Here is a 19,578-nt window from a genome sequence, read left to right as displayed (position 1 = left end):
GATCGACTCCCCTGGGGCGTGGGCGGGTTCAGCGCTCCAGGACCAGCGCGATGCCCTGCCCGACGCCGATGCACAGCGCCGCCATGCCGGTCCCCGAACCGGCCGCTGCCAACTGGTGGGCGACCGAGCCCGCCAGCCGGGCGCCCGAGGCGCCGAGCGGATGACCGATGGCGAGGGCCCCGCCGCGCGGGTTCACCGTGGCCGGATCCAGCTCGGGCCAGGCCCCGAGACAGCCCAACGCCTGGGCCGCGAAGGCCTCGTTGAGCTCCAGGACGGACAGGTCGGCCAGCCGGCGGTCCGCCTTGGCGAGCGCCCGCGCGACGGCGTCCACCGGCCCGAGGCCGAAGAGCTGCGGCTCGATGCCCGTGACGGCGGAGGCGCTGATCCGGGCCAGCGGCTCGCGTCCGGTGGCGGCCAGCCCCGCCTCGTCGGTGAGCAGCAGGGCGGCGGCCCCGTCGTTGAGCGGGGAGGCGTTCCCGGCGGTGACGGTGCCGGAGCCGTCGCCCCGGAAGGCGGGCCCCAGGCGTGCCAGCGACTCGGGGGTGGACCCCTCGCGGATGGACTCGTCGCGTACGAGGTCCACGCCCGGGTAGCCGACGACCTCGCCGTCGTAGAGCCCGGCGGCCCAGGCGGCGGCGGCCTTGCGGTGGCTCTCCAGGGCGAACAGGTCCTGTGCCTCGCGCGAGATGCCGTGCTTCTCGGCGATCAGCTCGGCGCCCTCGCCGAGGGAACCGGTCCACTCGGGGGGCATGGCCGGGTTGGTCATCCGCCAGCCGAGGGTGGTCGACCACATCTGCTGGTGCCCGGCGGGGAAGGCACGTTCGGGCTTCTGCACCACCCAGGGGGCGCGGGTCATCGACTCGACGCCGCCCGCGATGGCGACGGAGGCGTCCCCGACCGCGATGGCGCGGGCGGCCTGGATGACGGCTTCGAGCCCCGATCCGCAGAGCCGGTTGACGGTCACGCCGGGCACCGTCACCGGCAGTCCGGCGAGCAGCACGGCCATACGGGCCACGTCACGGTTGTCCTCGCCCGCGCCGTTGGCGTCGCCGAAGAAGACGTCGTCGATGCGGGACGGGTCGAGGTCGGGCGTACGGTCCACCAGGGCGCGCACCACGTGGGCGGCCAGGTCGTCCGGCCGGACCCCGGCGAGGGCCCCGCCGAACTTGCCGATCGGGGTGCGGACTGCGTCGACGACGTACACGTCGCGGACGGTGCGGATGCTCATGGGGTCGCTCCTGGGCGGATCCGTACGGGCGGCGGCGCGTTCGGTGCCGGTGTGGGCACCGGGACGCACCCCCGGGGCACGCCCGGTGGGGCGCGCCCGCAGTCTCCGCCCCCACGTCGCCGCCTGTCAACGGCCCCCCGGCCACCCCGCAGCCCCCGGCTCCCGCCGTCAGGTGGATTCGCGGTGGACCGCCGTCGCGGCCATCAGGTCGTGCCGCCGGGTGATCTCGGACGGCCCCCGCACCGCGCGGTCCACGAGCGAGGCCAGGTGGTCCCCGGTCGGCAGCTCGATCTGGACCGTGCTGAGCCGGGGGCGCAGCAGCCGCCCGATGAGCAGGTCGTCGGCGCCCATGACGGCGACGTCCCCGGGGACGTCCAGCCCCTCGTCCTGCAACGCCCGCATCAGCAGCATCGCGTACTCGTCGTTGTACGCGAACACGGAGTCCAGCCCGAGCGAGCGCCAGCGGCCCGCCAGCTCTGCCGCGGACTCCTCCGTGTAGGCCATCGGCAGCACCTCGGTCCGCGCGCCCTCCACCGACCGGGCCCCGGCCAGCCGGGGTGCCGAGAACAGCTCCAGGCCCTCCTCCTCCGGGACGATCACGCCGATCCGGCTGCGGCCGCGTTCCACGAGGTGGGCGGCGGCCCGTGCCCCGACCTCCGCCTGGTCCATCACCAGGGCGTGGGCCCCCGGTACGCCGACCGGGCCCAGCGTTATCACCGCGCGAGCCCCGGCTCGTTTGAGGGTGGCGACGTTGCGCGCGGACAGGCTGATCTCCCCGAGCGAGATCACCGCGACGGGCCGCAGTTCGGCCCACGCCCGCGTCGCCTCGTCACCGCTCAGGCCGAGGCTGCCGTACTGCACCACCGTGTAGTCGAGACGGCGCAGGGCCCACTGGAGCTCGTTGAGGAAGGCGCTGTACAGCGGGCCAACCGGGACGTGCGAGGTGGGCAGCAGGACGATGCGGGTGTGCCCGGCGCGCAGGCTGCGGGCGGCGGCGTGCGGGACGTAGCCCAGTTCCTCGGCGGCCTCGCGGACCTTGCGGCGCGTGGGCTCGCTGATGCGTACGGCTTCCGCGTTGTTCAGCACGTACGAGACCGTCGCGCGCGACACACCGGCCAGGCGGGCGACGTCGGCGCTGGTCGGGACGGGTGCGGGCGCCGGTTCGGGGGGCGGGGAGGCCGGGGCCCGCCGGCTGCGCGGCTTCGGCGAGCTCGGGGGGATCGGCGCGTTCGATGAGTGAGACATTGCCGAGGCATCTTTCCAGACCGATCACGCCCGGGTTCTGGCGGATGGCCGGAAACGAATGCCAGAGAGCACCCTCGCCGTGTGGGACGAGGCCACCGCGCTCGGCCTCGCCGCACTGGCCGGCCGGGACCTGCTGCCGGCGGCCCCAGTGGTCCCCTCGCTCGTCCAGCTCGCCGACCCGAGCTTCCTCGTCTCCCCGGAGCGGGCCGCACTGCTGGAGGAGCGCGGCTTCGAGGTCCGTACGGTCGCCGGGGCCGGGCACACCATCCACCGGGACGACTTCGACGGATTCATGGCCTCGTTGGAGGGCCGGCTCTAGCGGGCGGCCGCCGACGCGCGACGGACATGCCAGGGCCCGGCCGCCGGCGGTCCCTTCCGGATCGGGGCCGTGTCCCCTTACCGTCGGTATTACCGATCGGTAAGGGGGAGGTCCGATGGCGGGCTCGTTGTATGCGGCCGGTGCGGCGGGGCCCTTGGGGGGCTGCGCGCCACAAGGTCCCTCAGGGTTGCGGGAGATGGCCGACGCGCTGGCCGAAGGCAGTGTCACGGCACGCGGGCTGACCCAGCGTTCGCTGGAGAGGATCGCCGCGTCCCGGTCCTCGCTCAACGCCTTCCGGATCGTCCGGACCGAGGCGGCCCTCGCGGAGGCGGACGCGGCGGACGCGCGGCTGGCCCGCGGCGAGCGGCTGCCGCTGCTGGGCGTGCCGGTCGCGGTCAAGGACGACATGGACGTGGCCGGGGAGCCCACCGCCTTCGGCTGCCCGGGGGACTTCCCGCCGAGGACCGCCGACAGCGAGGCGGTACGGCGCCTGCGCGCGGCCGGCGCCGTGATCGTGGGCAAGACCCAGACCCCCGAGCTGGGGCAGTGGCCGTTCACCGAGGGGCCCGCCTTCGGCGAGACCCGCAACCCGTGGAACCCGGCCCACACCCCCGGCGGTTCCTCGGGCGGCTCGGCCGCCGCCGTGGCCGCGGCACTGGTGCCCGCGGCGCTCGGCTCCGACGGCGCGGGCTCGGTGCGGATCCCCGCGGCCTGGACCCACCTGGTGGGGGTCAAGCCACAGCGCGGGCGCATCTCCACCTGGCCTGAGCCCGAGTCCTTCCACGGGCTCACGGTCAACGGCGTGCTGGCCCGTACAGTGGCGGACGCCGCGCTGCTGCTGGACGCGGCGAGCGGGCCCGCCCCGGGGGACCTCCACCGCCCGGCACCGTTCTCGGCGGTGGAGGCGGCCGGCCGGCCGCCGGGCAGGCTGCGGATCGCCCTGTCCTACGGGACGGCCTTCACCGCGTCGGCCACACCCCTCGACCCCGTGGTCCGCGCGGCGGTGGAGCGGCTGGCCGGGCGGCTGGAGGCTCTGGGTCACGAGGTGATCCCGGAGGATCCGCGCTACGGCCCCGTCGGGCCCGCCTTCGTGCCGCGCGCGACGGCGGGCGTACGCGAGCTGGCGGCGCGGGTTCCGGATCCCGGGCTGCTGGATCCGCGCACCCGCGGGGCGGCCCGTACGGGCCGCCTGCTGGGCGGACTGGCACTGCGGCTCTCGCGGCGGGCCGAGGGGCTGCTGCGCCGCCGGACCGGGGAGATCTTCGACCGCTTCGACGTGGTGCTGACCCCGACGACGGCCACCCCGCCCCTGCGGATCGGCGCTCTGGCCGGGCTGGGAGCGCTGGCCACGGACCGGTCGATGATCGCCGCGTGCCCGTACGCCTGGACGTGGAACGTGCTGGGCTGGCCGGGTGTCGGCGTCCCCGCGGGGTTCACCCCCGACGGACTGCCGCTGGGCGCGCAGCTGTTGGGCCCGGCGGAGTCGGAGCCGAGGCTGCTGGCGCTGGCGGCGCAGCTGGAGGCGGCCGAGGACTGGGCGCGGCACTGGCCGCCGGGCAGTGTTCGCCCGGAGTCGGGGCGTCCTTGAACCGCCCCGGCGGGCCGCCCGTCCGCGCTCGCGCCGACTTGAATTCGATCTCGCACTACGGGGGTGGCGCAGACACCACGACCAGATCACCCACGGTGGGCCCGACGAGCCGGGCGCGGCTTTCGACGACCCGCGCCAACAGCTTTACGCCTTGGCCTCGTTGACCGTCCGGAGCGAGGAACTCCGCACCGAGGACGACCGTGTGGTCGCCCGGGTGGCCCAACTCGGCCGGCACACCGGAAGGCATCCGCGGATACCGGGCCCACAGGCCGCGATATTCGGCCACCTGTCTCATTCGCATACGATTCGGCACGCCCGGCTCGCGGCGCGATCCGGACTTCTTCAACTCCTTGCAGAACAGCTGGCTTTGCCATGCCCAACTTGACCCGGTCCTGAAGGGCCGGGTTTGGAGGTAGCGCCCGACTGGCTGCCGGGTTGGCTCCTCCGTCCAGACCACCTATGGGGTGGCTGGGACGCGTGACTCACGCCCCGCAGTCCACACGGCCTCGCCCTTACGGGCGATGTTGTGGGACGCATTGTCGTCCGCGTGCAGGAGGGCCCCGCAGGACCGGCAGGCGAACGTCGCTTGACCGACACGGTTCTTCCGGTCGGTGTAACCGCACTCGGAGCATTCCTGGCTGGTGTACGCCGGATCGACGTAGACCAGGGGCACCCCGGCACGCTTCGCCCTTTTTGTACTCCACGAAGCCGGCAAGCTGGTGGAAGCTCCACGAGTGCAGTGTGGTCCGCTGGTCCTTGCGGAGCCGTACCCGGTCACGGATCCCACTCAGGTCTTCGAGTGCGATCCCGCGTCCGGTGCGTTCAGCGGTGGTGACGATCTTCTTGGCAATGACGTGATTGACGTTGGCCCCATGGCGCTGCTCACGCCGGTTGCGCTTCTTGAGCAGGCGTCTGGCAGATTTGGTGCCCTTGGCCTGGAGCTTCTTACGCAGGCCAAGCTGCCGTTTGCGGTGCCGGTTCAGACCACGCCCGGCGGCCCGGTACCCGGTGCTGCTGGTGGCGATGTTGACGATGCCGAGGTCTACGCCGATGAATCCGGACGGATTCTCGTTCAAGGGTGCCCCGGGCACCTCGCACACCGCGATCAGATAGAACACACCATCGCGTTCGATCAGGTCCGACTCGCCCTTGCGGTGCTCGCGCAGCGTCTTGAGCGCGTCAGCCGAACAGACGAAACGCAGGTTCTTGAGCCGTCCTGCGGTGGTCCAGATACTGACGGTCTGAGCGTCGTACCGCCACGACAGACACCGGTCGTCGAACGGGTGCGCCGCTTCGGGGCGGAAGACGACCGGCTTCGACCCGGCCTTGATCCGGCGCCTGTTGCCCGGCCTGCCGAGGTTTCCCGCCTTGATGTTCGCCTTCAACGCGCTGTAGGCGTCGCAAACTTTCTTGATGGTGTGCTGTGCGGCCTGCGCGCCGAGACCCGACGCTTTCAGCTCGGCGTAGGTGTGCTTGCGCAGTTCGTACTCACGCGGCACACCAAGCCCGAACGCCACGGCAGACACCCGGTTGTAGAGTTCGCTGAAGTACGCCAGCGGCTACGTCGACCAGATCCGCCCCGGCCAGAGCTTCGGCCGGGGCGCGGGCGTCGTCGAGATCAACATCACCAACGGCTGCCCCTGATCCCGCTGGACCCGCCTTCCCCGGCCACCGCGACCGTGGCCGGGGAAGGCCGGGTCCCCCTCCCCTCCCGCGCGCCCCTGAGTAACGTCACCTCGCATGATGCTCTTACGCCGCGCGGCCCTCGCCGCCGCCTTCCTCGGCGTCACCGCCGTCCTCCCGCCCGCCGCCGCGCACGCGGACCCCTCCCCCGCCTGCCGGGACTCCCCGGCCTCGGCCGCCGCACCCGCACCGGACCCGGAGCAGGCCCGCCTCGCGGACCCGCGGACCGCCGCGTTCCCGGAGCGGGCCGGACTCGACTCCTTCGTACGGCGCTTCCCCGCCGCCCTGTGCGCCACCCGCGACGCCGCCGAGGCGCAGCGCCTCCTCGACACGTGGGGCGAGGCGCTCTGGCAGGCCGCCGTGAACCGCGCCCAGGGACACCGGACCGGCGGTGACCTGCCCGCCGGCGACGACCGGCCGCTCTACTGGACCAGACTCGCAATGACCGTCCGGCTCGCACGGTGGCAGCCGGAGTTCCCCGTCGACCGCGCGGCCCTGAAGTCCCGTTTCGAGGACGCCTCGCGCGGGCTCACCTCCAACGGGTTCCGTCCGGCCCCGGGCGTACGGCGGATCTTCGTCAGCGGCTTCGACCCCTTCGGTCTGGACGCCGAACTGCGCCGGGCCAATCCCTCCGGCTCGGCGGCGCTCCGGCTCAACGGCCGCCGGATCACCCTGGCGGACGGGACGACCGCCGAGGTCCGGGCCGTCGTCCTGCCCGTCCGCTACGCCGACTTCGACGGGGGCATCGTCGAGCGCGCCTACGGGTCGCGGCTGGCGGCCGGCCCGCGCTCCGCCGACATGATCACCAGCATCAGCCAGGGTTACCCCGGGATCTTCACCCTGGAGGCCTGGGCGGGCCGGGCCCGTTCGGCGGACCCGTACCCGGACAACGCGGGCGCCCTCTCCGGCGGTACGTACGAGCACCCCGTCACGGCGCCCGGCCTCGGCCCGGGGGCGGAGTTCCTGCGCACCAGCCTGCCCACCGGGGCCATGACCGGCGTCCAGGCGCCCCATCCGGTACGCCTGAACACCGCCGTCACGGAGATACCGGCCGGTCAACAGGGCCCGGTGGACCGGGCGGACGGGCCGACCCCCGGATCGCGCGCCGTGGCGGGCGGAGGCGGCGGCTACCTCTCCAATGAGGTGGCCTACCGCTCCAACCGGCTCCGCCTGGAGCTGCGCCCGGACCTGCCCGGCGGCCACCTGCACACCCCGGTGCTCACCGGACTGCCCGCCGACCCGGGTCAGTTGACCGGATCCGAGTTCGAGCGCAACGAGGACGCGATCACGCAGGAGGTGCTGGAGGTGCTGCGCGCCTCTAACGCAGGGCGCTGAACGCCTTGGTGAAGGCGAGGGGCTGCTGAAGGATCGAACTGCACGTGGCGTCGGCGTGGTTCACCGCTCCGGCCGCGCACTGCCTGTCGCGGGCCGACGACCACATGGCCAGGCGCCCGATCCCCTTCGACGCCGCGAACTCGACGAGCTGCGTCGCGTCGGAGACCGAGAAGACCTCCGTCGCGACGTCGTTGACGCCGATCATCGGGGTGACGGCGACGGCCTTCCAGGCCGCCTGGTCCGAGAGCCCGAGCACGCCCTTGAGCTGGGCCTGGGTCGCCGTCGCGGCCTGGATCGCGTACTGGCCCATGTCCCCGGCGTACGCCGGTCCGTAGTCCATCGCCATGATGTTGACCGCGTCGATCCGCACGCCGTTCTTCCTGGCGTCGGCCAGCAGTGCCACGCCCGGCTGGGTCAGCCCCTCGGGCATCACCGGCAGGGTGAACGCCACGTCCAGGCCGGGGTGGGACTTCTGCAGCCGGGCTATGGCCTGGGCGCGGCGCGCGTTGGCGGCGGTGTCCGGCAGGGCGGCGCCCTCGATGTCGAAGTCGACCTTGGTGAGCCGGTACTGGTCGATGACCTTCCCGTACGCGGCCGCGAGGTCGTCGGCGCTCGCGCAGTTCAGCGCCAGTTCGCGCCCGGCGGCGCCGCCGAAGGACACGCGGACGTCGCCGCCCTTGGCGCGCAGCGCGCCGATCTGGGCGGCCACCTTGTCGCTCGCCAGATCGGTGACACCGCCCCACAGCGGGGAGCAGCCGCCGCCCGAGGTGACGAAGGCGAGGTGGAACTCCTTCACCCCGGTGCGGGCCACGGTGTCGAGCAGGTCGTAGGCCGGGTAGAGGGAGGTGTCGACGTACGGGGCGAAGCGCGCGCCGGCGCCCGGGGCGGGCGCGGGGACGGTCGGGGTCGCGGTCGCGGTGGGGGTCGCGGTCGCGGTGGGGGTCGCCGTGGGGGTCCGGGTCGGAGCCGTCGGCGCGGGGGTCGGGCCGCCGGTGGGGCCGCCCGTGGGCCGGCCGCTGGGCTGCGGGGTCGCGCCCTGATCGACGGAGCACTTCACCCCGTTGATCAGGCACCCCGTCGGAGCGCCGGGGGCGGCGGACCCGCTCGCGACGAAACCGACGGTGACGGACGCCCCGGGGGCCAGGGTCCGGTTCCAGCTCGCGGGCTTCACGGTGACGCGCTGTCCGGCGACCGTGTGGGTTCCGTTCCACAGGGAGTCGATCTTCGTGCCGGCGGGCAGGTCGAACTGCAGGGTCCAGTCCTCGCGGGCCCCGGCCGTGTTGTTGGTGAGGACGTACTGCCCGGTGTAACCGCCGCTCCAGGAACTGGAGGTGGTGTACACCGCGCCGACCGAGGTGGCCTGCGCGGTCCCGGTGAACGCGAAGGCGACGCCACCGATCACCGCCGCCGCCACGATCGCGCCCGTGATCTTCGCCTTGCCGCTGGTCGTACGGCGGTGACCGACTGTGCTGCCCATCGCGTGCCTGCCTCTGTGATACCGGGGAGTTGGGGTGCGGCAGCACGCTAGCCTCACGGAATCGGACATTCCCCCCTTCCCGTCCGCCGGCCACGAACCTTAGGTTCCACTTAAGGTGGCGGTAAGAGGGGGATGAGGAAACGGACCCCCGTACGTACGTCACCGCACGTCGGAAGCGAATGGTCAGGGCGGGCCGGTTCAGGCGAGGCCGAGGAAGACCGGGCCCGCGACCGCGGCGCCCAGGGCCGTGCCGGAGGCCGCCTGCTCGGGGGTGTGGTCGCGGAGCCGGACCCGGGACCAGCCGACGAGGGCGACCGGGACGCATCCGGCCAGCGCCCCCGGGCCGTAGGTGAGCCCCAGCAGGACGACGGCCCCGCCGGCGACCGCCGTGTGCACGCTGATCTTCCACCGGGTGGTGACGGCCAGGATCGCGACGACCGTCGCGAGCATGGCCACGACGAGCGCCGTCATCTCCCGCGGGGCTCCGAGCGGTTGGAGGCCGCCGACGCACACGGCCACGGAGACGACCACCCCGGGCAGCACGATCAGCCGGTCCTGGCGACGGCGGACGTGCCGGTCGCCCCAGTACCCGCGCCGTTGCCCCCAGCGGATCCACAGCATCGGCACGACACCGCAGAAGAACCCGGCGAAGGCCCCACCCGACCCCGGCCGGGCGCGCGGCGTGCCATCCGACCAGCACCGCCAAGGCGATGATCCACGTCCTCGGTTCGAGACCGTCGGCGACCCGCCGGGCGAGCGAGCCCGCCACTCCCCCATCGCCCCCCGCACCCCCGTCCCGCGCCGCGCCGGCCGCCGACTCCTCTTCCACCCTGCCCATGGATCCCCCTCGTTCGAGCACTCGATCATGCCAGGGCCCCGGCCCGCCACGGTCTGTGAGCAGGGGCTTCGCCGTCGCGGCGGGAGACGTCGCGGCCCGGGGCGGGCTGCGCGACAGGGGCCGCGAAACCCAGTAACCTGCGCCGGATGACGGCTCTTTCGCATCACGGCAACAGTCACGTCGAACAGCCCGGACGGGACGGGGACACCGCCACCGCCGAGGCCGATCCGCATGCCATCGGGCCGGTGCGGACCGAGTACGCCCCCGACCACGACGGGGATCCCGACCCCGGCGAGATCGTGTGGACCTGGGTCCCCTTCGAGGAGAACGACGGCCGCGGCAAGGACCGCCCGGTGCTCGTGGTCGCGCGGGAAGCGGGCGGGCACACGCTGCTCGCCGTCCAGCTCTCCAGCAAGCGGCACGACGCCGACCGCGAGTGGGTGGCGATCGGCTCGGGACCCTGGGACGGCGCGGGGCGGGAGTCCTGGGTGGACCTGGACCGGGTGCTGCGGGTCCACGAGTCGGGCATGCGCCGCGAGGCGTGCGCGCTCGACCGCGGCCGGTTCCGGCTGGTGACCGACCGCCTGCGGGAGCGCTACGGCTGGCAGTAGCCCGGCACCCCGCGCACCCGCGGTCCGAGGCCTCCCCGCTGCCCCGGGAGCACGGGCCCGCCGCGCTCCGCGTCGGGGAGGTCCGGCCGGGCCGCCCCCGGGCCCGGGAAGGCGTCCTGGGCCCGAGAAGGCGTCCTCGGCGCGGGAAGGCGACCACGGCCGGGTAGGCGTCCTCAGCCCGGGAAGGCCCGTTCGAAGGCCTCGCGGGGTTCGGGGGAGCGGTCCAGGATCCCGAACACGACCTCCTCGAACACTCCCGCGAAGCGGCCGGTCAGCAGCCCCCGGAAGGCCTCCGCCACCTGCGCGGGGTCGTTGCGGAACACCCCGCACCCCCACGCCCCCAGTACGAGCCGCCCGTAGCCGTGCAGGGTCGCGACCTCCAGCACCCGCTCGGCCCGCCGGGCCAGGGCGCCGGGGATCTCGTGGGCCCGCTCCGGCTCCTGGCGGCGGATCGTACCCGCGTTCGGGGCCGGAGAGGTGAGGAAGCCGGCCCGGAACGGGACCTCCAGCAGCTCGCCCCGGTCGTCGCGGAAGACAGGCACTCCGGGCGAGTGAATCACCCGGTCGGTGTAGAAGGTGCTCTTCCCCTCGCGGTGCACCTCGTAGTACTCCGGGGCCTCCAGGAGGGTCTCGTAGAGGGCCGACGCGCGGCACAGGGCCTCCTCCTGCGCCTTGGCCCCGCGCACGTACCCGCCCCCGGGATTGCGGGCCGAGGCGAAGTTCAGGACCGCCACCGGACCGCGCCCCGCGAGGCGACGGGCTGCGACCGTGCTGCTCTCCCCCGTCACCTCGAAGACCGTTCCGGCGGTACCACCGATGGACTCGCTGTCTGGAATGACCTTGTTTGGCCCATATATTCTGGTTCCGGCCTTGGCTTCCGCCAGGTCGGCGGCGAGGGAGATCCGCCGCCCCGACCGCGTCCGGTATCCCCCGGCCGCCAGGATCGACGCGTTCTCCCGCGCGATTTCACGCAATCTGCTGCTCACGTCGCCATCCTCGGTGCGGACCACCGGGACGGCAAAGGCATTTGTCCCCCGGGCACGGGTAGGCACCGGTGACATCACTGCCGACGACAGGAGGCGAGGTTCCGGTCATGACCGAGGACTCACCCGCTCCCCCCGCGCAGGACTTTGCCCACCCGCCGCTCACCGAGGCGGCCGCCGAGGACCTGGTCCACGGCATCTGTTTCAAGACCGGCCCGCCCCGGCTGGTCGGCGCCGAACTGGAATGGCTGGTGCTCGACGCCGAGCAGCCGTGGCTCCCGCTGCCGCCCGAGCGGCTGACCGCGGGCCACGAAGCCGCCCGCGCCCTGCCCCTGCGGTCCCGCCTCACCGCCGAGCCGGGCGGCCAGCTGGAGCTCAGCTCCGCCCCGGCCGCCTCACTCACCGACTGCGTGGACGGCCTCCAGGCCGACCTGACCGCCGTCCGCGCCGCCCTCGGCGACCGCGGCCTGGTGCTGCGGGGCCTCGGCCTCGATCCGCGCGCACCGCGGCGCCGCCTGCTGACCAGCCCGCGCTACGAGGCCATGGAGGTCTACTTCGACCGGACCGGACCCGCCGGCCGCGCCATGATGCGCTCCTCCACCTCCGTCCAGGTCTGCCTGGACGCGGGCCACGAGGAGCCCGGCCCGCTCGGGCACGGCCGGCGCTGGCGGCTCGCGCACCTGCTGGGCGCCGTACTGGTGGCCGCCTTCGCCAACTCCCCCGCGCACGAAGGCCCGTACCGGGGCTGGAAGTGCGCGCGGCAGGGCGTGTGGAGCGACATCGACACGCGCCGCTCCCTCGCCCCGCCCCTGGACGCCGAGCCGCGCGCCGCCTGGACGCGGCACGCGCTCGACACCGAGGTGATGTGTGTACGGGCGTACGGGGACGGTCCCTGGGCGGTGCCGCGCGGGCTCACGTTCCGCGACTGGCTGCGCACCGGCGGCAGCCGCCACGGCCTGCGCCGGCCCACCGCCGAGGACCTGGGGTACCACCTCACCACCCTCTTCCCACCGGTCCGGCCCCGCGGCCACCTGGAGCTGCGGATGATCGACGCGCAGCCGGGCGAGGACGGCTGGCTGGTGCCCACGGCCGTCACGCACGCGCTCTTCGACGACCCGGAAGCCGCCGAGACCGCCTACCGGGCCGTGAAGGCCCTGGCCGACGCCTACGGCTGCGCGCGCGCCCCCCGCAACGCGCTGTGGCAGACCGCCGCCCGTGCGGGACTGTCCGACCGGGACCTGCGCGCGGCCGCAGCGGCCTGTTTCGAGGCGGCGGGCGAGGCACTGCCCCGGCTCGGGGCGAGCACGCACGTACGGGACACCGTCGACGCCTTCACCGATCGGTACGTACGGCGCGGCCGCTGCCCGGCCGACGACGCCGGGGAACACGAACTCCTTCACACCGCCGGGAAGGGACAGCGCCCGTGACCACCGAGACCCACCCCGAGACCGGTACCGGGCGGCTGCGCGAGCGGGCCGTCGCCGCCCTGACCGCGGCCCGCGCCCGGACGGCCGGGCTGACCGACGCCGTCGACGACCGGGACCTGACCGCTCAGCACTCCCCCCTGATGTCCCCGCTGGTCTGGGACCTGGCGCACATCGGGAACCAGGAAGAGCTCTGGCTGCTGCGCAACGTGGCCGGCCGCGCGTCGATGCACCCCGAGATCGACCCGCTGTACGACGCGTTCCGGCACCCCCGCGCCGACCGGCCGAAGCTGCCCCTGCTGGGCCCGGAGGCGGCCAGGTCGTACACGGCCGAGGTCCGCGGGCGCGTCTTCGACCTGCTGGAGCACACCCCGCTGGAGGGTACGCCCCTGCTCGACGGGGGCTTCGTCTTCGGGATGATGGCCCAGCACGAACAACAGCACGACGAAACGATGCTGATCACCCATCAGTTGCGGGCGGGCGCACCCGTACTGACCGCGCCCGACCCCGGTCCACCGCAGGGCCCGCCCCCGGTCGCGGCCGAAGTCCTGGTACCGGCAGGTCCGTTCACCATGGGCACCTCCGCCGAGCCCTGGGCTCTGGACAACGAACGTCCCGCGCACACGCGGGAGACCGCCCCCTTCTGGATCGACACGGTGCCGGTCACCTGCGGCGCCTTCCAGGCCTTCATGGCCGACGGCGGCTACGCGGAGCGCCGCTGGTGGGCCGAGGCCGGCTGGGAGCAGATCCGCACGCACGGCATCGGGGCCCCGCTGTTCTGGCACCGCGAGGGCGGGCAGTGGCTGCGTCGCCGGTTCGGGGTGACCGAGCCGGTGCCCGAGGACGAGCCGGTGCTGCACGTCAGCTGGTACGAGGCGGACGCGTACGCCCGCTGGGCGGGCCGGCGGCTGCCCACCGAGGCGGAGTGGGAGAAGGCCGCCCGGTACGACCCCGCCACCGGCCGCTCCCGCCGCTACCCCTGGGGCGACGCCGACCCGACCCCCGCGCACGCCAACCTGGGCCAGCGCCACCTGCGCCCGTCCCGCGCGGGCGCCCATCCGGCCGGGGCCTCCCCGCTCGGGGTGCGCCAGCTGATCGGCGACGTGTGGGAGTGGACGGCCTCGGACTTCCTGCCGTACCCGGGGTTCCGCGCCTTCCCGTACCGCGAGTACTCGGAAGTGTTCTTCGGACCGGAGCACAAGGTGCTGCGCGGCGGCTCCTTCGCCGTGGACCCGGTGGCCTGCCGGGGCACCTTCCGCAACTGGGACCTGCCCGTGCGGCGGCAGATCTTCTCCGGCTTCCGCACGGCGAGGGATGTCTGATGTGCCGTCACATAGCCTTTCTGGGGCCGCCCATATCCCTGGGGCGGCTGCTCATCGAGCCTGAGCACTCGCTGGTCCGGCAGTCCTGGGCGCCGCGCCGGCAGCGGTTCGGCACCGTGAACGCGGACGGCTTCGGCGTGGGCTGGTACGCCGAGGGCGATCCCGTACCGGCCCGCTACCGGCGGGACCAGCCGATCTGGGGCGACCCGGGGTTCCCCGACCTCGCCCGCGTGGTGCGCAGCGGGGCCTTCCTCGCCGCCGTGCGGGACGCCACCGTCGCCGGGGCGGACGGGGAGGCGGCCGCCGCACCCTTCGCCTCGGGGCCCTGGCTGTTCAGCCACAACGGGAGCCTGCGGGACTGGCCGGACTCGGTCGCCGAGACCGCCTCCGCGCTGCCGCCGCGGGAGCTGCTGCAGCTGGCCGCGGGCACCGATTCGGCGCTGGTGTGGGCGCTGGTGCTGCACCGGCTGCGGCAGGGCGACGACCTGGGCACGGCCCTGGCGGAGCCGGTCCGCGAGCTGGCCGGCGCCGCGCCGGGCTCCCGGCTGAACCTGCTCTTGACCGACGGCGCGGCCATCGCCGCGACGGCCTGGGGGGATTCCCTCTGGTACCTCTCCGATCCGCCGGCGGGGCGGGTGGTCGTGGCCTCCGAGCCGTACGACGACGATCCCCGCTGGTGCGAAGTGCCCGACCGGACCCTGCTGAGCGCCACCCCCGCCCGGGTCACCCTGACCCCCCTCAAGGAGACCAGCCCGTGAACGACTTCCAGATGACCCGGACCCTCGACGAGAACGCCGCCGAGGCCGCACTGCGCACCGATGTGCTGAGCGGACTGACCCGCTTCCCCAAGAAGCTGCCGCCGAAGTGGTTCTACGACGCCCGGGGCAGCGAGCTGTTCGAGGAGATCACCCGGCTGCCCGAGTACTACCCGACGCGTGCCGAGCGGGAGATCCTGCTGGAGCGGGCCCAGGAGATCGCTTCGGTGTCCGGGGCGCGCACGCTGGTGGAGCTGGGTTCGGGTTCCTCGGAGAAGACCCGGCACCTGATCGAGGCGATGCCCGCACTGGAGACGTACGTCCCGGTGGACGTGAGCGAGAGCGCGCTGACCGGCGCGGCCGAGTCGCTGCTGGCCGAGCATCCGCGGCTGCGGGTGCACGCGCTGCTGGCGGACTTCACCCGGCCGCTGCGGCTGCCGGAGTCGGCCGGGCCCCGGCTGGTGGTGTTCCTGGGCGGCACCATCGGGAACCTGCTGCCGCCCGAGCGGGCGGTGTTCCTGGCGTCCGTACGGGCCATGCTCTCGCCCGGCGACGCCCTGCTGATGGGCACGGACCTGGTGAAGGACGAGGCCGTGCTGGTGGCGGCGTACGACGACGCCCGGGGGGTGACGGCGGAGTTCAACAAGAACGTGCTCGCGGTGATCGACCGGGAGCTGGGGGCGGATTTCCACACCGCCGACTTCGCGCACGTGGCGGTGTGGAACCGGGAGCACGAGTGGATCGAGATGCGGCTGAGGGCGCGCGAGGCGGTGACGGTGAAGGTCCGGGCGCTGGACCTGGTGGTGCCGTTCGAGGCGGGTGAGGAGATCCTGACGGAGATCTCCGCGAAGTTCCGTCAGGAGGGGGTGCGCAAGGAACTGGCCGAGGCCGGGCTGGAGTTGACCCAGTGGTGGACGGACTCGGCGGGACGGTTCGCACTGTCCCTGTCCGTGGCGGACGGGATGGTCACCGGCTCGGCCGGCTGATGCGGCACGGGTGAGGGGCGCTGCTGTGCGGGTACGCCCGCCAGCAGGTCCCGCCCGCCCCGCGACCACGGCTCCCGCTCGCGGCCCGGCTCCCGCGCCCGGTCGCCTTCCCGGTCGCGGCCGCGGTCCGGCTCGGCTTCGTCGAGTACGGCCAGCCGGGCCGCCGCGGCGAGTTCCCGCCGGTCCGGATGGCGGTCCGGCGGGATCCGCGGGAGCAGCCACACCTCGGCGCGCACCCCGCGGGCGCGGGCGATCCGCCACAGGGAGGCGGTCAGCGGGTCGTCCCCGACGAAGGCGGGCGCCCCGGCGACCTCCCCGTCAGCCAGCCGGTAGTGCAGCCGCACCGGCTGTACGGGAACCCCCGCGTCGAGCGCCGCCTGGAAGGCGGCCCGCCGGAAGGGCCCCTGTGCGCGCCCGCACCAGGTGGAGCCCTCGGGAAAGACGGTGACCCGGTCCCCGGCCAGCAGGGCCCGGGTGACGGTCGCGACGGTTTCGGGCAGGGCCCGGATCCGGTCGCGCTCGATGAACAGGGTCCCCGCCCGGGCGGCGAGGGCGCCGAGCACCGGCCAGGCCCCGATCTCGCTCTTGGCCAGCATCCGGGACGGCAGGACGGCCGTGACCAGCGGGATGTCCAGCCAGGAGATGTGGTTGGCGACGATCAGGCGGCCCCCTTCCCCGCCGGGGGCGCCGTGCACGGTGATCCGTATCCCCAGGGCCCGCAGGAGCACGGCCGACCAGGCCCTGATCAGGGCGCGGCGGGGGCGGACGGGGAGCATCCGCACCGGTGCCGCGGACGGGACGGCGAGCAGGAACAGGGCGAGGGCGGTGGCGAGCCGGAGCACCGCCGTCGGGATCCCCGCGGCCCGTCCCGGGTGGTCCGCGCAGGCCTGCGGGGTACAGGGCGCCGTGGGCAGCCAGACGCTCATGCGCCCGGGGTGAGCGAGAGGAAGTGGTTCAGGTAGCGCGGGTTGGTCCGGCGCAGGGAGAGCAGTACGTACAGGTCGGCGCAGCCGAACGCGGCGTCGAGGGCGGGCTCGCCGCAGACCCAGGCGCCCAGCCTCAGGTAGCCGCGCAGCAGCGGCGGGAGCTCCATGCGTCCGGGGACGGTGACGCCCTCGGGGCTCCAGGGGAGGTGGGGGGTGACCCGGTACTCCTGCGGGGCGAGGTTGCGGGCCAGGACGGTCTCGCGGGTCGCGGCGGCCAGCACCCCGCCGTCGGCCAGCGGGATCGAGCAGCAGCCGGCCAGCCAGTTGTGGCCGGAGCGCTCCATGTAGCGGGCGAGCCCGGCCCAGATCAGGGCGATGACGGCGCCGTTGCGGTGGTCGGGGTGGACGCAGGAGCGGCCGACCTCGACGAGGTCGGGGCGGATCGGGGCGAGGGCGGAGAGGTCGAACTCGCCCTCGGAGTAGAGGCGGCCGGCGACGGCGGCGCGTTCGGGCGGGAGCAGCCGGTAGGTGCCGACGACCTGCCCGCTCTCCTCGTCGAGGACGAGGAGGTGGTCGCAGAAGGCGTCGAAGGAGTCGGTGTCCAGGCCCGGCTCGGGGCCGTCGAGGCGGGCGCCGAGCTCACCGGCGAAGACCTGGTGGCGCAGGCGCTGGGCGGCGCGCACCTCGTCCTCGTCACGCGCGAGGCGGACCGCGTACCGGGGGGTGGCCTGGGCGGGCGGTGCGAGGGGGGAGGGTGCGGGGGTTACGAGGGGGGAGGGTGCGAGGGGGGACGGGGACAGGGGTGCGATGGTCATGGCTGCTCCTGATCCGGGCACGTGGAGCCGGGCCGCAGGTGGGCGGGCCCGGCTCCTTTACTTCTTCCGTGACCGGCTGGATTCGACATGACCGCTCAGCGGCACTTGGATGTGCGGACGCTGAACTCAGCGGACCGGGGTTCCGGCGTACGGGTGTCAGCGGTCGGAGCTGAGGACCCTGCTGACCGTGTCCGAGGCCGTCTTCGCCGCCGCCGCGGCGTCCTGTCCGTTCAGGACGGCCGTCATGTACGCCTTGATGGGGTTCTTGGCCTCCACCTCGGCCCAGCGGGCGGACTTGGGGGTGGCCCGGCCCTGGGCGGCGCCGGGGGCCATGGCGGCGGCTCCGTCGTTGCCGGCGACGACGTGCGCGAGGGTGGTCTTGTTGGGGACGTAGCTCATCGTGCGGGCGAGTTCGGTCTGCCACTTCTCGCTGACCAGCGCCGTGATCAGGTCGACGGCGTGGGCGCGCTGCCGCGCCTTCTCCGGGATGATCAGGTCGGAGCCGCCGGTGAAGACGGCACCGGGCTTCTCGGGCGTCTTGCCGGGTATGGGGAAGAAGCCGAGCTTGCCCTTGAGGGCGGGGTTGGCGGCCTCGATCTGGGCGGCCTGCCCGGGCGGGGCGATGATCTGGGCGACCTGGCCGCGGGCGAAGACCTCGGACTGCGGGGGCGTCTCCTCGTCGGCGCCCTTGGGGCCGTCGCCGAGGCCCTGGAGCTGCTTGTAGAAGTCCATTCCGGCGAGGGCCTTCGCGTCGTCGAGGGTGCCGACCCACTGGCCGCTGGTCTCCACGGCGAGGTCGCCGCCCTCGTCCCAGATGAACCCGGCGAGGACGTACCAGTTCTGGCCGGGCAGGTAGATGCCCTGCTGGTCGCCCTTGTCGAGCTTCTGGGTGTCGGCGATCCACTCCTGGCGGGTCTTGGGCGGGGTCTTGATCCCGGCGCCCGCGAACAGGTCCTTGTTGTAGATGACCACCCGGTTGGCGGCGTACCACGGGACTCCGTACTGGGCCCCGTTGACGCTTCCGGGGTCGGAGAGACCCTTGAGCCAGTCCTTGCTGCCCCATTCGCGCAGGCCCTCCAGGGTGAGCTCGGAGAGGCCGCCGGTCTCCACGTACTGGGCGACCTGGGTGTTGCCGACCTCGATGACGTCGGCGTTCTCCCCGCCCTTGCCCGCGAGGACGGCGTTGACCTTGCCGCCGATGCCCTTCCACTCCTGGATCTTCACGTCGAGGTCGATACCGGGGTGCTGCTTCTCGAAGTCGGCGGTGAACTTCGCGATGAAGTCGTCGGAGGCGCTGCCCTTCATCAGCCAGAGGGTCACCTTCTCGGAGCCGCCGCCCGAGCCGGCCGACTGGCCGCCGCAGCCGGTCAGTGCGGCAGCCGCCGCGAGGGCCGTACACACGGCGAGGAAGCGCATCTTCACGAGGGTCACGGGGGTCACCTTCTGGGGATGGATCTCAGATGGCTTGAAATTGGCATAGACCAATGGGTGGGTCAACCCCCTTTCACCCGGGATTGTTCACGCAAAGTTCGCGGACCCGGCCTTACTGGGGCACCGTGGAACAAGGCAACAGCGACGACTGGCGGGAGACCCCCATGTCCAACCACACCTACCGGGTGACCGAGATCGTCGGCACCTCCCACGAGGGCATCGATCAGGCCATCCGGAACGGTCTGACCCGCGCGGGCCAGACCCTCCGGAACCTGGACTGGTTCGAGGTCACGCAGATGCGCGGGCACATCGAGAACGGGCAGATCGCGCACTACCAGGTAGGGCTGAAGGTGGGCTTCCGTCTCGACGGCGAGGACTGACGGGCGCGGGATCACGGGCCGACGGCAACGGCCGCGCGGGCGACGCGGACGCGGCGGACCGAACCGGGCCGGGGCGACGCCGACGCGGGCGCGGCGGGCCGGGGGCGGGGGGGGGGGCCCCCGCCCCCCCCCCCCCCCCCCCCCCCCCCCCCCCCCCCCCCCCCCCCCCCCCCCCCCCCCCCCCCCCCGCCCCCCCCCCCCCCCCCACCAACACCAAACAAAACACAAAAAA

At 73.8% G+C, this 19,578-nt stretch carries 17 protein-coding genes and 1 pseudogene; 9 read left to right on the top strand and 9 right to left on the bottom strand.

The genetic code is table 11. From position 1 onward, the window contains the following. Positions 1–28: 28 nt before the first annotated feature. On the bottom strand, positions 29–1,228 hold the full coding sequence (locus tag ACEPPI_RS26535) for an acetyl-CoA C-acyltransferase (RefSeq protein ID WP_373917773.1): 1,200 nt from the start codon (positions 1,226–1,228) through the stop codon (positions 29–31). Between the two features lie 168 nt (positions 1,229–1,396). After that, positions 1,397–2,473, bottom strand: coding sequence for a LacI family DNA-binding transcriptional regulator (locus ACEPPI_RS26530; RefSeq protein WP_373917772.1), 1,077 nt, complete (start codon positions 2,471–2,473; stop codon positions 1,397–1,399). Between the two features lie 58 nt (positions 2,474–2,531). Between ACEPPI_RS26530 and ACEPPI_RS26525 the strand changes: the two genes are divergently transcribed. Next, the gene (locus ACEPPI_RS26525; protein WP_373917771.1) at positions 2,532–2,792 is read left to right on the top strand and encodes a hypothetical protein; all 261 of its coding nucleotides are present in this window, start codon (positions 2,532–2,534) and stop codon (positions 2,790–2,792) included. Positions 2,793–2,907: 115 nt separating this feature from the next. Then, on the top strand, positions 2,908–4,380 hold the full coding sequence (locus ACEPPI_RS26520; protein ID WP_373917770.1) for an amidase: 1,473 nt from the start codon (positions 2,908–2,910) through the stop codon (positions 4,378–4,380). Positions 4,381–4,837: 457 nt separating this feature from the next. Here the strand turns inward: ACEPPI_RS26520 and ACEPPI_RS26515 are convergent, their stop codons facing one another. After that, positions 4,838–5,053 carry a zinc ribbon domain-containing protein gene (locus tag ACEPPI_RS26515; RefSeq protein ID WP_373917769.1) on the bottom strand — a complete coding sequence of 72 codons (216 nt, stop codon included), beginning with the start codon at positions 5,051–5,053 and terminating at the stop codon, positions 4,838–4,840. A gap of 1,067 nt (positions 5,054–6,120) precedes the next feature. Here ACEPPI_RS26515 and ACEPPI_RS26510 point away from each other — a divergent pair. Then, positions 6,121–7,398 carry a pyroglutamyl peptidase gene (locus ACEPPI_RS26510; protein ID WP_373917768.1) on the top strand — a complete coding sequence of 426 codons (1,278 nt, stop codon included), beginning with the start codon at positions 6,121–6,123 and terminating at the stop codon, positions 7,396–7,398. On the opposite strand, the gene ACEPPI_RS26505 is transcribed toward ACEPPI_RS26510, so the two are convergent. Both ACEPPI_RS26505 and ACEPPI_RS26500 read right to left on the bottom strand, forming a co-directional pair. Continuing rightward, a complete protein-coding gene (locus ACEPPI_RS26505; protein WP_373917767.1) occupies positions 7,382–8,875 on the bottom strand; it encodes a cellulose binding domain-containing protein in 1,494 nt (497 codons plus the stop codon). The two genes, ACEPPI_RS26510 and ACEPPI_RS26505, sit on opposite strands and share 17 nt — an antisense overlap. Before the next feature lie 198 nt (positions 8,876–9,073). Continuing rightward, a complete protein-coding gene (locus ACEPPI_RS26500; protein WP_373917766.1) occupies positions 9,074–9,502 on the bottom strand; it encodes a hypothetical protein in 429 nt (142 codons plus the stop codon). Between the two features lie 357 nt (positions 9,503–9,859). On the opposite strand from ACEPPI_RS26500, the gene ACEPPI_RS26495 reads away from it, so the two are divergent. Further along, positions 9,860–10,324, top strand: coding sequence for a type II toxin-antitoxin system PemK/MazF family toxin (locus ACEPPI_RS26495; protein ID WP_373917765.1), 465 nt, complete (start codon positions 9,860–9,862; stop codon positions 10,322–10,324). 173 nt (positions 10,325–10,497) lie between these two features. Here ACEPPI_RS26495 and ACEPPI_RS26490 read toward each other — a convergent pair whose 3' ends face one another. Further along, positions 10,498–11,310 carry a TIGR02452 family protein gene (locus ACEPPI_RS26490; protein WP_373917763.1) on the bottom strand — a complete coding sequence of 271 codons (813 nt, stop codon included), beginning with the start codon at positions 11,308–11,310 and terminating at the stop codon, positions 10,498–10,500. Positions 11,311–11,417: 107 nt separating this feature from the next. Between ACEPPI_RS26490 and egtA the strand changes: the two genes are divergently transcribed. The 4 genes from egtA to egtD are packed head-to-tail and all read left to right on the top strand — an operon-like array spanning position 11,418 to position 15,794. Continuing rightward, positions 11,418–12,734, top strand: a complete 1,317-nt coding sequence (gene egtA / locus ACEPPI_RS26485; RefSeq protein ID WP_373917762.1) for an ergothioneine biosynthesis glutamate--cysteine ligase EgtA — start codon at positions 11,418–11,420, stop codon at positions 12,732–12,734. Beyond that, positions 12,731–14,053, top strand: coding sequence for an ergothioneine biosynthesis protein EgtB (egtB, locus tag ACEPPI_RS26480; RefSeq protein WP_373917761.1), 1,323 nt, complete (start codon positions 12,731–12,733; stop codon positions 14,051–14,053). The genes egtA and egtB overlap by 4 nt, the downstream gene beginning before the upstream one ends. Continuing rightward, positions 14,053–14,811 carry an ergothioneine biosynthesis protein EgtC gene (gene egtC, locus ACEPPI_RS26475; RefSeq protein WP_373917760.1) on the top strand — a complete coding sequence of 253 codons (759 nt, stop codon included), beginning with the start codon at positions 14,053–14,055 and terminating at the stop codon, positions 14,809–14,811. Before egtB ends, egtC begins: the two co-directional genes overlap by 1 nt. An 11-nt stretch (positions 14,812–14,822) precedes the next feature. Continuing rightward, positions 14,823–15,794: an L-histidine N(alpha)-methyltransferase gene (gene egtD, locus ACEPPI_RS26470; protein ID WP_373917791.1), complete on the top strand. Its 972-nt coding sequence runs from the start codon at positions 14,823–14,825 to the stop codon at positions 15,792–15,794. A 398-nt stretch (positions 15,795–16,192) separates the two neighbouring features. On the opposite strand, the pseudogene ACEPPI_RS26465 reads toward egtD, so the two are convergent. From ACEPPI_RS26465 to ACEPPI_RS26455, 3 genes and pseudogenes are all read right to left on the bottom strand, one after another. Further along, positions 16,193–16,570, bottom strand: a pseudogene (locus ACEPPI_RS26465) (lysophospholipid acyltransferase family protein); the annotation flags it as partial. A 146-nt stretch (positions 16,571–16,716) separates the two neighbouring features. Next, positions 16,717–17,535, bottom strand: coding sequence for a GNAT family N-acetyltransferase (locus tag ACEPPI_RS26460; protein WP_373917759.1), 819 nt, complete (start codon positions 17,533–17,535; stop codon positions 16,717–16,719). 156 nt (positions 17,536–17,691) lie between these two features. Next, positions 17,692–18,957 carry an extracellular solute-binding protein gene (locus tag ACEPPI_RS26455; RefSeq protein ID WP_373917790.1) on the bottom strand — a complete coding sequence of 422 codons (1,266 nt, stop codon included), beginning with the start codon at positions 18,955–18,957 and terminating at the stop codon, positions 17,692–17,694. Positions 18,958–19,130: 173 nt separating this feature from the next. Here ACEPPI_RS26455 and ACEPPI_RS26450 point away from each other — a divergent pair, with 173 nt between their 5' ends. Beyond that, positions 19,131–19,346, top strand: coding sequence for a dodecin (locus ACEPPI_RS26450; RefSeq protein ID WP_373917789.1), 216 nt, complete (start codon positions 19,131–19,133; stop codon positions 19,344–19,346). Positions 19,347–19,578 lie beyond the last annotated feature (232 nt).

Source organism: Streptomyces sp. AB3(2024), from assembly GCF_041862025.1.
Taxonomy (GTDB): Bacteria; Actinomycetota; Actinomycetes; order Streptomycetales; family Streptomycetaceae; genus Streptomyces.
The sequence above is the reverse complement of the archived record's forward strand: the minus strand, read 5'-3'. Positions and strand labels throughout refer to the sequence as shown.

Bases quoted from the DNA above. Each gene is read 5' to 3' on its own strand.
- egtA (WP_373917762.1), top strand. From the start codon at position 11,418: ATGACCGAGGACTCACCCGCTCCCCCCGCGCAGGACTTTGCCCACCCG.
- ACEPPI_RS26510 (WP_373917768.1), top strand. From the start codon at position 6,121: ATGATGCTCTTACGCCGCGCGGCCCTCGCCGCCGCCTTCCTCGGCGTC.
- egtD (WP_373917791.1), top strand. From the start codon at position 14,823: ATGACCCGGACCCTCGACGAGAACGCCGCCGAGGCCGCACTGCGCACC.
- ACEPPI_RS26460 (WP_373917759.1), bottom strand. From the start codon at position 17,535: ATGACCATCGCACCCCTGTCCCCGTCCCCCCTCGCACCCTCCCCCCTC.
- ACEPPI_RS26530 (WP_373917772.1), bottom strand. From the start codon at position 2,473: ATGTCTCACTCATCGAACGCGCCGATCCCCCCGAGCTCGCCGAAGCCG.
- ACEPPI_RS26520 (WP_373917770.1), top strand. From the start codon at position 2,908: ATGGCGGGCTCGTTGTATGCGGCCGGTGCGGCGGGGCCCTTGGGGGGC.
- ACEPPI_RS26450 (WP_373917789.1), top strand. From the start codon at position 19,131: ATGTCCAACCACACCTACCGGGTGACCGAGATCGTCGGCACCTCCCAC.
- ACEPPI_RS26505 (WP_373917767.1), bottom strand. From the start codon at position 8,875: ATGGGCAGCACAGTCGGTCACCGCCGTACGACCAGCGGCAAGGCGAAG.
- ACEPPI_RS26495 (WP_373917765.1), top strand. From the start codon at position 9,860: ATGACGGCTCTTTCGCATCACGGCAACAGTCACGTCGAACAGCCCGGA.
- ACEPPI_RS26525 (WP_373917771.1), top strand. From the start codon at position 2,532: ATGCCAGAGAGCACCCTCGCCGTGTGGGACGAGGCCACCGCGCTCGGC.
- egtC (WP_373917760.1), top strand. From the start codon at position 14,053: ATGTGCCGTCACATAGCCTTTCTGGGGCCGCCCATATCCCTGGGGCGG.
- ACEPPI_RS26535 (WP_373917773.1), bottom strand. From the start codon at position 1,228: ATGAGCATCCGCACCGTCCGCGACGTGTACGTCGTCGACGCAGTCCGC.